The sequence below is a fragment of the Thermoactinomyces sp. CICC 10521 genome, from assembly GCF_016055135.1.
Lineage (GTDB): Bacteria > Bacillota > Bacilli > Thermoactinomycetales > Thermoactinomycetaceae > Thermoactinomyces_A > Thermoactinomyces_A daqus.
Window position 1 is genome coordinate 1 of record NZ_JAECVZ010000035.1, and the last position, 9,676, is coordinate 9,676.

General features: G+C 42.8%; 11 protein-coding genes. 2 read left to right on the forward strand and 9 right to left on the reverse strand.

Annotated elements, in window-relative coordinates:
* Positions 1-64 precede the first annotated feature (64 nt).
* Together I8U17_RS15935 and I8U17_RS15940 are read right to left on the reverse strand one after the other, a co-directional pair.
* Entirely contained in the window at positions 65-574 is a 510-nt protein-coding gene (locus tag I8U17_RS15935; RefSeq protein ID WP_198059786.1) for a hypothetical protein, read from the reverse strand.
* 271 nt (positions 575-845) lie between these two features.
* Positions 846-2,198: a helix-turn-helix domain-containing protein gene (locus I8U17_RS15940; protein WP_033100755.1), complete on the reverse strand. Its 1,353-nt coding sequence runs from the start codon at positions 2,196-2,198 to the stop codon at positions 846-848.
* A gap of 248 nt (positions 2,199-2,446) precedes the next feature.
* Here I8U17_RS15940 and I8U17_RS15945 point away from each other — a divergent pair, with 248 nt between their 5' ends.
* Positions 2,447-2,725, forward strand: coding sequence for a hypothetical protein (locus tag I8U17_RS15945; RefSeq protein WP_198059787.1), 279 nt, complete (start codon positions 2,447-2,449; stop codon positions 2,723-2,725).
* 263 nt (positions 2,726-2,988) lie between these two features.
* Positions 2,989-4,644, forward strand: a complete 1,656-nt coding sequence (locus I8U17_RS15950) for a radical SAM protein (protein ID WP_198059788.1) — start codon at positions 2,989-2,991, stop codon at positions 4,642-4,644.
* Between the two features lie 39 nt (positions 4,645-4,683).
* Here the strand turns inward: I8U17_RS15950 and I8U17_RS15955 are convergent, their stop codons facing one another.
* The 7 genes from I8U17_RS15955 to I8U17_RS15985 all read right to left on the reverse strand — a co-directional run bounded on the left by I8U17_RS15955 (position 4,684) and on the right by I8U17_RS15985 (position 9,556).
* Positions 4,684-5,487 (reverse strand): DUF4352 domain-containing protein, encoded by an 804-nt coding sequence (locus tag I8U17_RS15955; protein ID WP_198059789.1) that lies wholly within the window; start codon positions 5,485-5,487, stop codon positions 4,684-4,686.
* A gap of 13 nt (positions 5,488-5,500) precedes the next feature.
* Positions 5,501-5,827: a TM2 domain-containing protein gene (locus tag I8U17_RS15960; protein WP_370589275.1), complete on the reverse strand. Its 327-nt coding sequence runs from the start codon at positions 5,825-5,827 to the stop codon at positions 5,501-5,503.
* 103 nt (positions 5,828-5,930) lie between these two features.
* Positions 5,931-7,046, reverse strand: a complete 1,116-nt coding sequence (locus I8U17_RS15965; RefSeq protein ID WP_198059790.1) for a hypothetical protein — start codon at positions 7,044-7,046, stop codon at positions 5,931-5,933.
* On the reverse strand, positions 6,989-7,438 hold the full coding sequence (locus tag I8U17_RS15970) for a hypothetical protein (protein WP_198059791.1): 450 nt from the start codon (positions 7,436-7,438) through the stop codon (positions 6,989-6,991). Before I8U17_RS15970 ends, I8U17_RS15965 begins: the two co-directional genes overlap by 58 nt.
* Positions 7,439-7,782: 344 nt before the next feature.
* Positions 7,783-8,010: a hypothetical protein gene (locus I8U17_RS15975; RefSeq protein ID WP_198059792.1), complete on the reverse strand. Its 228-nt coding sequence runs from the start codon at positions 8,008-8,010 to the stop codon at positions 7,783-7,785.
* Between the two features lie 200 nt (positions 8,011-8,210).
* Entirely contained in the window at positions 8,211-9,242 is a 1,032-nt protein-coding gene (locus tag I8U17_RS15980; protein WP_198059793.1) for a hypothetical protein, read from the reverse strand.
* A gap of 89 nt (positions 9,243-9,331) precedes the next feature.
* On the reverse strand, positions 9,332-9,556 hold the full coding sequence (locus I8U17_RS15985; protein ID WP_198059794.1) for a DUF7667 family protein: 225 nt from the start codon (positions 9,554-9,556) through the stop codon (positions 9,332-9,334).
* Positions 9,557-9,676 lie beyond the last annotated feature (120 nt).

The window sequence follows — 9,676 nt, forward strand, 5'->3', positions numbered from 1 at the left end:
TTTTTTTATACCTTTTCAACAAAAAAGGCTGTTGACCTTCTTTGTCAACAACCTCAAGGAGCCATTATTGGCTCCTTTTGTCTTCTTGCTTTATTTCCTCAACCACCATAAAAGCCTTGTTTCCATCAGTAAAACAATCATCGATCGCTTTTTTCCAGTCCACTTGTTTCCCGTCCATGTCCGCTTGCATGGCCTCCTCTAAATATTTATGGCCGCTCAAGAGATATGAGATTATTTCTTTATGCTTCGCTTCTAAAGAAGATGGGACCTTTAACTTTGATAATTTTTCTGTTGTATCCAAAATAGCAGTCGATATTCTAAACCCAACCAGATTGTCACGGCCCGATCCAAGTTCGTTTTTGTACTCAAGTAACTGATGATTGAGTTCAGTCATTTCAGCATATAAGTTGATCCTATATATACCCTCCTCGGTTTGTTTATCCAGTTCTTGATCCTGTGATGATGCTGTTTGTTCCTTTTTCACTGGTGCTGAAGCCGACTTTTCTGGCGTCGCATTGCTTGAACACCCAACCAGAAGGAGAGTCCCGATCAGGGCCGCTACTAATGCTCTCACAAATACATCTTCCTCCCAAAAATAAAATTATTCATGTTATATTTATCTGTTCAAAAAGAAAAAACCTCCCTTATGAGAAGGTTTTACATACCCAAAAACCGGGGCACTCTCTTCGCGGATTGTGAATCAAAATAAAACCTGTAAACCCAACAAAGAAGCCGGTTTACAGGTTTCTTCCAATTGGATATAATTTAAATGGTTGCTTACTGATAAATAGAAAGATTAACAACGATCTGTGTCATCATCATCTCCAAAGTAAAAGAAGCTGTTGTTATTCAAGCTCATAAATTTCGTCCTCCTCGCTTTGGATTTTTAGATCGCGTTGAAGTGCATAGTGTTTTTTCAGATACTTAATGGTTGCCTCTTCTTTTTTCATAATATCTAAACAGTGTATTAAATTCAATAAAGCTGTATGTTGCCTGTGCTTATAACTATATTTTTCAGTCAGTTCGGCAGCTTCTTCATAAAAGGAAGCTGCTTTTTCATATTTCCTTTGACTAAGAAAATAATTGCCATAGACAATCAACGCTTTTGTGAGTCTATATATATCATGGATATTTCGTCCCAGTTCAATCGCTTTTGCCAAATGGTAATCTGCCAGTTCCAATTGCTTTTGACTGGTATATAGAAGTCCGAGGTAAGTATGTGCATCAACTAGGCGCCGGGTGTATTTTTGTTTAGGATCTGATTCCAATACAATCATAAAATGCTGTTCCGCTTTTTCGTATTTTTTTTCAAGTAAATAAATGCTTCCCAATACATTTAAAAGGTCAAGGTGACGATTCTGATTTCGGTTTCGGCGGGCAATCTCAATTCCTTCTTTGCAAATTTGGGTCGCTGTATCGTAATCTCTTTTCTGGCGTAAAATAATCGATTTAAACTTGTACAGATTTAGGATGACTCGAATACTATCAATTTCCGGAATCATTGGCCATACTTCATTTAATATTTGTGAAGCCATATCTGTTTCGGAGCGCTTCAGCAAACATAGGATTTTATTATTGTAAAGAGCGTATTTAATATCCTTTTTCTCTTTGTTTTCGTTAAATTCATTTAACCCTTTATCCGCATATTCTAACGCTTTATTAATGTTATTTTGGTTGTAACACAGAATACTTAATTCATTGTAACAGATGGCCACTATATTATCCCTTGGCTCCAGTTTTTGTTGTTTGCAGAGGCGGATGGCTGAATGATAATTCTCTTCAGCCTTATCCACTTCTTTTCGTTCGTAAAAACAACGTCCCTTCAAAAAATGAACAAAAGGAGTTAGAGGGTGGAATTTTTCGATATCTATTTGAGTAAGTAATTTATCCGCTTCATCATGATTTTTATCGTCAATCATAGCCTCAATAGATTCAAGTCTAGAGGCTAAGTTATCGATTTTTTCAGCTTCGATATTTACCAATGTAGTTAACTCATCGATATTTTTTAAATCCAGCATACCAAGATAATAAAGGATAGTTTCCCGACTTACTTCTTCTATCCTGCCACGTTCGATATTACTAATGGTTGCAGGTGATAGGCCGGAAATATCTTCTTGTCTTAAGTTCTTTTCCTTCCTTCTTTTCCTTAGAATGTAACGGACAATACTTTCATCAAGATCATGAAACAATCGAAACACTTCTTTCCTCCGAGTATTGTTGTAATTAATTATATATCAAATAAGCGAAATCGTCTGACTATAATATTTTAGTTTTTTCTCCTGAAGTCATGAGAGAGGAAGAGGTAAAATCGCTATTATTTCGCTCTAATGGGTAGTTAAGAAGATCTTATTTTAGCTAAAAAACATGAAATGACAAAATATTGAAAAATTTCAATCGACAATCTTATAATTTAGTTAAATTCACCTGAGATTGGAGGTCGCCAAGTTTGATTAAGCTTCAAATTGAAGGGAGTCACAAAAAAGTTTCTCAATTGTTGCTTGAATTAGAACAACGTTCAAGTATTGAGGTAATTGATCTTCAAAATAGAGAAGATGTAAACGAGGTAACACTTCAATTGATTCATTCTCCTGATAAGAGACAGAAAATTGTAAAACTGATGACAAAGGATGGTCAGGAATTGCATATTCCACTACTCGACACCATCCAAGCTCGGTTTGAAAACATTCACTTCATTTCGGGTTTTTCGATTGATATTTTCAGTTAGTCCCCGGTGATCCACATGATTAAATTTTGGTTTGATTTTACTGAAAAGAAATTAATCATCATCGACATTGACCGCCAAAAAAGAAAAGTCATTAAAAACGAGAAGAAAATAAATTGTTTCCTCCAAGCTCATCAGGTCAAATTGGAAGAATTAAAAGGTCCAAAGGTTGACCTGGATCGACTTCGGTTATTTCGCTAGTTATTAGGATTATTGAAAATCGAGAAGGAATTTGAGGTGTCAATATAGAAAGGGAGGTAGTTATCTTGCCTATCCCGTTTCCCATCTCCGAGCTTCCGGTGTATGTAGATAAAAATCGTAGCTTACGGGTAAAAATTATCGATTCTTGTGGGATGACCTGTGTGTTTTGCCACAACGAAGGAACCCCAGTGGTCGCTGACAATCTGAAGCGAATCAGTGGGGATTGGATCGACGCAGGACCATCCGGGCGCAAATCCATCTATGCGAAGACCAACGGCGTCCGGTTTCTATCTGGAACCGTGGAACCGAATGAAGAATTTGCGAATGTATTGGAGATGCTGCGCAAATCCTTGCAAGTGAACGAGCTTCATCTAACAGGAGGGGAGCCGACGTTACATCCAGAACTACCCGAAATCATTCGACTGGCCAGATCGGTTGGCTACCAGGTGTGTATGACATCCAATGGAGAAAATGGTGTTCGCGTCTTGTTGGATTGTGCCGTTGCCGGTCTTGACCGGGTCAATTTTTCGATTTTCGGAACCACCGCAGAAGAACTGGCTCAAGTCCAGCATGAAAAATATCGAAACCCCATGCTCGCCGAACGGAAAATCTCCGCCCTCAAGGACTCCATTCAAATAGCAATTCGAAGTGGAGTCAAGGTCAGCGCCAATATTGTTGTTCCCGATTATCGTCACGCCCCACGCGTCTACAGGCTTTTGGATGAGTATTCCCCATCCCTTTCCGTTCGTCTGCTCAACTCGCTGGATGATGGACAACCTTCCATTGATGCCATTCACCAAATTCTCGCGGATCTCGGAGCGGTCCCCATTGCGAAATATGTGACCGCTGGGGTATCGGGGTGTCGTACAGCGTACCGGTTACCGTCTGGACGAATCATTTATTTCAAAGAAATCCGACCAGTTCGACTCCCTACAACATGCTCCAATTGCCGATTTAACAATGAAACCGACTGTCAAGAAGGTTATTACGGCGTCAGACTATATCGAGATCGATCTGGCGGATATCAGGTCGGTGTGTGTATTCAGAGGATGGATTTGTGTATGCCAGTTGAAGACTTTGTTGAGAGTAGTGTTCGCGATGAGATTATTGCTTTACGGGAAAAAGAGTACCATCAATTTTTGACTCAGGGATGGAGGAGTGTAATTATGGCAACCGAATATGAAGGGAAAATTCTCGAAATCAATCCATCGGAAATGGAAGATAAAATTCTCAGCCGAGGTGGAGAAAAAGTCGGGGAAGCATTAATGAGAAGGTATGTTTACGACATTACACCTGGAGACAAAAGTAAATGGATTAGGCTCAGGGATACAGGAAAAGAAATCACACTCACCATCAAGGAAATCCATCACGACGGGATTGATGGAACCGAAGAAACAGAGATTTCTGTTGACAGTTTTGAAACGGCAAACAAAATGCTGGAAAAGCTCGGGTATAAAGCGAAAGGATATCAGGAAAACCGTCGGACTAGTTTCATTTTGGATGGGGCGCGTTTGGAGATCGATGAATGGCCGATGATTCCACCCTATTTGGAAATTGAAGCTAATTCACGAGAGGAAGTCATTAAGATTGCTTCCTTGCTCGGATTCGATGATGCTCAGTTGACAGGGGAAAACACCATCAAAATTTATGCGAAGTATGGGATCGACCTGAATGAAATTAAAGACCTCCGATTTACCGAGAATGACGTAAAAATGATATAACGTTTTTCATCAGTAAAGGCCCCGATCTCGGGGCCGTTTTTATTTAGCTAAGGAAATAACAGCCGTTGCCCCTGTATCGGCCCAACCATACCCGCTTTGTCCATAGAATGTATAATCTTTTGCAGCGCCACGAATATCGTAAACCAGCGTAATTTGTTTTTCACCTGTCGGAGGAATTTCATTCAAAAAGCTGCTTTCGTCGTTCCCATCCACTACGTATAAAATCGCGTCCGTGTCCGGCTCGAATGAGCGATTCTGTTTGTCTTTAAGTACAGTCATGCTGGAATCAATGACCCTTGACTCTTTGTCATTATTCCTTACTGATACTTTCAGGATAGCGAAGTTGCCGGCGCTTGGCTTCTTCGATCCCATTATGTTTTTAAGCTGGTCTTTCTCCTCAACGGAATCTACCCGATATTCCAACTTCCCGGCTTTGGCCCATTGGCCAATTTTCGCTACTTTGGGTTGTTCTGGCTTCTTAGTCGAGGCAGGTGATGATACCGCCGGTTTGTCGGCTATTGGTTGATTGTTAGACGTATCTCCACCTCCGAAAGCGAGGCCGAAAATGACGAAGAGGACAAAAACACCTAATCCCCACCAAGCCCATTTTCTCTGAACGCTTTTAAAGTGATCGACACTTTTCCATGGTTTCGCTTTCCAAGCCCATTCACTTCCCTTAGCGCCTAATATGATATTCATGATAATGCCGAATATTGGGATAAGTGCGAGCAAACCAATCCAGACTCTATTACCTATCGCCCATATCGGCCCAAGTAAAAAGGCTCCCCAGTTCCATTTTTTCACTTCGGATACATCAGAATGGCTTGTAACGTTCTGATCCATGTCCAAATCCTCCTTATTTGTTTCCAATAGTCATAATGGCTTCATGTTCGATCTGTGCGTTTATGTCTTCGATGCGGTAGTAAAGCAGAAAGGCATCTATAAGAGTCCAAATACCAAAAAGACCAAGAGTTAGCAGCATCAAAATGCCTTGAATAGCATCTCCAACATAAAAGCGATGGGCGCCGAAGTTGCCCAAGAAAAACCAGAGCAGATAAGCTGTAGATTTCTTTTTTCCTTTTCGCTCCAACTCAGAGTTAACATACAATAGCTGTTCAGCGTTCAAATCTTTTCGCAATCGTGAATTTTGCATCGACAAATCGCCTGTAAATAGATTGCTCACCTTTCCACCTCCTTTGTTTTGTCCAGCCCGCTGATCCGCTTCAACGGGCCGGCTATTTTGTTATTCGCGATGAGTTAACATTTTTTGTCCAGTCCATTTTGCCTTACGCTTGCTTGCGTTCTTTCAATTTGTTCAGGGCGTTTTGTGCTGTCGCGGGTGAACAACCGGCCACTTGTGCGAGCTTCCGAACAGTGAATGGTTCATTCCGTTCCATCATTTCAATTGCGCATTGTACAGCCTGTTCAACTTTGCTACTGTTTTTGCTCCCGTTCACAATATACAGATTGGTTCGTTTACGCTGTACATGTTCAGGTTGTTCAGTTTCTGAGTGTACATTTTGTACAGCCTGTTCTTTTTTCTCCTGTACGATCTGTTCATCTTTTGAGCGTTCATCTTGTTTAGCTTGTACGGATTCGGATTGTTCACTTTGTACATCTTGTGAATGTACACCCTGTTCAGCATGTACACTCTCCGAGTGTTCATCTTCATCCTGGGTAAACTGTTTTGATCCCGAGTGTACACCTTGAACATGTGCAACCTGTACAGTGTGTTCAGGTTTCTGCGTAATCTCCCTGAACATGTTAAACGCATTCCCGAACGTATTGGCCCACAAAAGCAACTTAGGTTGAACATTTTGTTCAGGTTGTACGCTTGGTTTCATTGAACGGCTGAAGTTTACCAGAACAGCGTTCAATACAAAATAGGGAATAGACAAGCCAAGCACTAAGCCTTTGATCGGGTTCCCATACAAATAGTTGTATCCAAGTGTTCCGCCGATGTTCGACCACCCGATAACAACCAATCCGCCTATAAACATGCCCCACATCCATTTATATCTCCAGCCTGGGAATCTCTGTTCAACTCTGAACGCTTCATACAACCCCCAGAGACCTACACTGAACGCAGCCTCGGCGGCCAGTGTCGCGAACAGGGCCAAGGTGAAGAAGTTTTCACCTAGCCATTTTTCCGTTAAATGGTTCAACCATCCGATCGGATCATCGAACCCCGCTGTTTTGTACAACTCGATTGTGTGGTTGAACGATACAATGATCGCAAAAATGAAAATCCCCGTGATCGCATAGTCGAACCGGTCACGTTTTCGATTGTCTTTTGCGATTTTTGATTCAAAAGACGGCGGGGAAGGAACCTTCTTTTGAGCACTCATTTTGACGCCCTCCTTCTTTTTTGCTTCCCGATCAACTTCTGGACTCGCTTCCACGTGATCTTTTCCGTTTTCCCAGTGACCCAATCAGAAACGACCGTTTCCTCGGTCTCCTCATCCCCGTCAACGGGTATGTCTTCAGCGCCTTTAAGGCGGATTACATTGTTCTTTTCGGCCAGTTCTTCCGCATACTTGAATTCTAGCTCGATTTCTTCAATAATTTTCCGAGCAAACAGGGCTGGCGGATTTCCGCGAGCCGGAATCGTCCCAAACTCAAAAATGGGCTCTCGATCCGTCTGCCAGGGCTTTTTGTTGGCCCGTGGGTGCTGATCGTAAATGGTAAGATCGTAGTAGCTTTTGGGGTAGCCGTTTTCATCCCAGCCGTCCCAAAAATCGGCGTACACGTAGTAAATATTTCTCGGCGTCACGATACGAAAAGGAATGTTCATATCTCTCTATCACTCCCGTAACCCTCCCTCTTCCGAGAGGGGCTGTTCTATTTTCGATAATCAGCCGTTTTGCTAGCTTTTTGCCGTTAGACGAAATAGGGAGGAGGGGGAGGTTTTGGCCTTATACCTCCGCCTCCGGTTCCTGTTGATCCGGTCTTTGTGCTTTTCGTAGTAGGCCGCTGATCGGCAAGTATTTGTACAGTACACCTGATTCCACTTTTTCCTCTGAAAACTTTCGCCACATCGCGGGCAAAAGTGGTACATTAGGGGTGACTCCTTTCTATTGGGGAGTTACGGCCCGTGAGCGAAGGTTGCAGCCGTTGCCGCTCTCGGGCCGTTGGTTTTTATAGCAAATTCCAACCTTTGGCCGTAAGGATTGCGCCAAAATAGGGGATTTGTTGCGCCCCGTCATACCTTTCGCCCGTTATTTTCTCAAGTTCCTCGACCGGGATGATCTCGACCAATTCCGGATCGTATTGCTCTATCTCCCGGATCAGCTTGGCTTCTTCCCTGTCCCAGATGGTTGCACCGAAAGCGATTCGCTCCATCAGATCAAAATGTTCTTTTCTCATTTTGGGTTCCTCCTTACAGAATCTGCACTGTGTTAACCAATTTCCATGTACGCAGACTTTGACTTTTTCCGGTTCACTGCATACTCGAAAATAGCCCGTTTCCTCAGCCAATCGCAGTGCTTTTAAGAAACCCTCCTGCGTTTTTACATCCATCCTGATCTCTCCTTTTTGAAAGGGCCGCCGGAGCAGCCCGCTAGTTGTTAAACTGCGTATTTCTCGCTTATGAAGCGCCTCCAGGACGAAAGCCAACTTTCAAAGTCTGCTTTATATTTTTCCGACAAGAAGGAGTAAGCGGACGGGTAAGCGTCTTTTAAAGGAATTCTTGCATGGTGCAGATAGGGTATGCTTTTCATGGCCTTCCTTCCTGTCCTTTGAACCTGTCGAAGCTGTTCATCAAACCAACAGGCTTTTAGAAAAGAAAAGGGTTCTTCTTCGATGATCTCCTTCCAGTCCATCCCTTGCTTGTCGCAGTTGAACGGGCATAAATAGCAGCGAGATCGTTTAGAAGGCATCCGGTTTTCCATCAAAAACTGGATGCTGTCGTCAGTTGTCAATCCTTCCTCTATGAGTGGGTACGACAAATACATATATTTGAATTGAGGCGATTGATAGGTGCTGATCCTGTTAATTTCGTCATAGCTAAAGCCGATGTCGATGATAAACGCAATATTAGCGGGCATTCTTTGCTGCGGTTTTAACCCCAGCTTTTTCATGACCAATCTCCTGGCCGTTTGTTTGACCGGAACGATCTTAAAGTCGACCGTGCATTGCCGGGGCATGATCCCGGCTTTCGATTCTTGTCCTGTTTCTGGATCAATCCGGCTACAATGAACGGGCATTTGGAAGCGCTGGTAATCTGTATGGATATACCGCATCAGCATTTCTTCCAGGCCCTTTGTCATGCTGTTGTGGTGAGTGATGATAAAGGGCGTTTTGTTTCCGTACTCTTTTTGCCGATTGCGCCACCACTGCACTTGATCATGGATGAATTGCGGTTCTGCTCCGGTATCCGCGAAGATGATATAGTCGTAGTGGATCAACCCTTTAAAATGTTGCTCCAATAGGTGAGCCGATTGTGTCCCGCCACCAAAGGATAGAATATAGTAAATTTTGTCTACTCCATTTGTGCTAAGTTCTTGCTCGATTTCAACCTTCGTTTTAAAGACTTTATTGCGATACTTTTTATGCTGTCGAAAATCTCTTATCTCATCAAAAAGGGATAGTTGTTCCATTTCACGTCCCTCCTTTCTGGAGAGGGCAGCCCTGGCTGCCCCAGTTTCATTTGCCTTCGCAATAATGACATTTCATTTCGTATCTCTCCTTAATGGATCAGTTTGTCAATTTGCTCGCACAGGCGATTTTCCCAATCTTGATCATTGACAAGCGCCGCCACGTCCGCCCAATTTTGTAGCTCGTTCAGTTTGCTTACCCAGTTGCGGTGGGCGTGAAGGCACTCGACCCATTCGACGATTTCCATAGTAGAGAGCTTTTGACCGTTACAGGCTTTCGTCCAAAGTTGGGCCAGCCTAAGATGGAAAGGTTTCATTGTAAGCCCTCCCGTGATACAATTAATTAGGATGATTTTTCTAAACTCACTCTTATTTGAACCGTACCACGGTGGCCGCCGAGGTGCGGTTTTTTCGTTTTGCCTGCCAGATCGTTTGCC

What these genes read in the sequence shown, in the direction of transcription:
- I8U17_RS15955 (WP_198059789.1), bottom strand. Translation starts at nt 5,487, where the DNA reads ATGGATCAGAACGTTACAAGCCATTCTGATGTATCCGAAGTGAAAAAA.
- I8U17_RS15970 (WP_198059791.1), bottom strand. Translation starts at nt 7,438, where the DNA reads ATGAACATTCCTTTTCGTATCGTGACGCCGAGAAATATTTACTACGTG.
- I8U17_RS15975 (WP_198059792.1), bottom strand. Translation starts at nt 8,010, where the DNA reads ATGAGAAAAGAACATTTTGATCTGATGGAGCGAATCGCTTTCGGTGCA.
- I8U17_RS15980 (WP_198059793.1), bottom strand. Translation starts at nt 9,242, where the DNA reads ATGGAACAACTATCCCTTTTTGATGAGATAAGAGATTTTCGACAGCAT.
- I8U17_RS15985 (WP_198059794.1), bottom strand. Translation starts at nt 9,556, where the DNA reads ATGAAACCTTTCCATCTTAGGCTGGCCCAACTTTGGACGAAAGCCTGT.